The organism is Nocardia sp. NPDC059228, assembly GCF_042754245.1.
Taxonomy (GTDB): domain Bacteria; phylum Actinomycetota; class Actinomycetes; order Mycobacteriales; family Mycobacteriaceae; genus Nocardia.
In genome coordinates, this window is the sequence record NZ_JBHZAL010000119.1 from 1 (window position 1) to 1,335 (window position 1,335).

2 protein-coding genes are annotated in these 1,335 nt (G+C 72.1%); both read left to right on the forward strand.

Annotated elements, in window-relative coordinates:
- Nucleotides 1-583: cryptochrome/photolyase family protein (locus tag ACFXKA_RS42850; RefSeq protein ID WP_379431883.1), on the forward strand; the 583-nt coding region annotated here is incomplete at its 5' end.
- Nucleotides 583-1,323 (forward strand): hypothetical protein, encoded by a 741-nt coding sequence (locus ACFXKA_RS42855; RefSeq protein ID WP_379431884.1) that lies wholly within the window; start codon nt 583-585, stop codon nt 1,321-1,323. The genes ACFXKA_RS42850 and ACFXKA_RS42855, both read left to right, overlap by 1 nt.
- Nucleotides 1,324-1,335: the final 12 nt, after the last annotated feature.

The following is a 1,335-nucleotide window of genomic DNA, read 5'->3' on the forward strand; positions in this document are numbered from 1 at the left end:
GACGTACGCCGAGGGTCTGGAGCGGGCCCTTGGCCACCCGTCCGCGGGGTCGGCTCAAGAGGGCAGCTCCGGCGCGCGGCTGACGGTCTGTCATCCCACGTCGCGCCGGGCGCTGGACTTCGCCCGTAGGTGCGAGGGCGTCGAGGTCCTGCCCGCGAAGGGCTTCATGGTGAGCCACGACGAATTCGCGGGATGGGCCGGCCGCGGCGGCGGGCAAGGCCTGCGGCTGGAAGGCTTCTACCGCTGGGTCCGCGGGCGGCACGACCTGCTCATGGACGGGGACGAGCCCGTCGGCGGGCGGTGGAATCTCGACCACGACAACCGCGAACCCCCGCCGCGCGGACAGGACATGCTCGACGTCCGTCGCCCCTGGCAGCCGCGCGAGGACGCCATCGACGAAGAGGTCCGTCACGACCTCGACCGCTGGGAACGCGACGGCGACGTCTCCTTCGTCGGCCGTGACGGCCCCAGACGCTTCCCCGCCACCCGGCGCGAAGCGCTGTCCGCGCTGCGGCACTTCATCACCCACCGGCTGCCGGACTTCGGCAGCCAGGAGGACGCCATGCTCGCGGCCGACCCGTGATGAGCCACAGCCTGCTGTCCGCGCCGCTGAACCTCGGACTACTCGACCCGGCCGAATGCGTGGAACGCGCCGAGCGGGCCCACCGCGCCGGCGACGCGCCCCTCAACAGCGTCGAGGGCTTCGTCCGGCAGATCGCCGGCTGGCGCGAGTACGTGTGGCAGCTCTACTGGCACTTCGGCGAGGACTACCGCCACCGCAATGCGCTGCGCCACACCGCCCCGCTGCCGGACTGGTTCCTCGACCTGGACGCCGACGCCGTCACCGCCAACTGCCTCTCCACAGTGCTCGCCCAGGTACGCGACACCGGCTGGACCCACCACATCCCCCGTCTGATGGTGCTCGGCAGCCGCGCCCTCCAGGACGGCTGGGACCCGGCGGCCGTCACCGACTGGTTCCACCGCTGCTTCGTCGACGGCTACGACTGGGTGATGCTCCCCAACGTCGTCGGCATGTCCCAGTACGCGGACGGCGGCCTCATGACCACCAAGCCCTACACCTCAGGCGGCGCCTACATCCACCGGATGAGCGATCTCTGCGGCCCCTGCGCCTACCGCCCCACCGACCGCACCGGTGAGCGCGCCTGCCCCTACACCGCGGGCTACTGGGCCTTCCTGCACCGCCACCGCGACCGCCTGGCGGCCAACCACCGCATGGCCCGCGCGGTCAAGGGCCTCGACCGGCTCGGAGACCTCCCGGAACTCCTCGACACGACCGCACGACGCGGCGACACACCACCCTGACCTGTCCGTGGG

Bases quoted from the DNA above. Each gene is read 5' to 3' on its own strand.
- ACFXKA_RS42855 (WP_379431884.1), top strand. From the start codon at position 583: ATGAGCCACAGCCTGCTGTCCGCGCCGCTGAACCTCGGACTACTCGAC.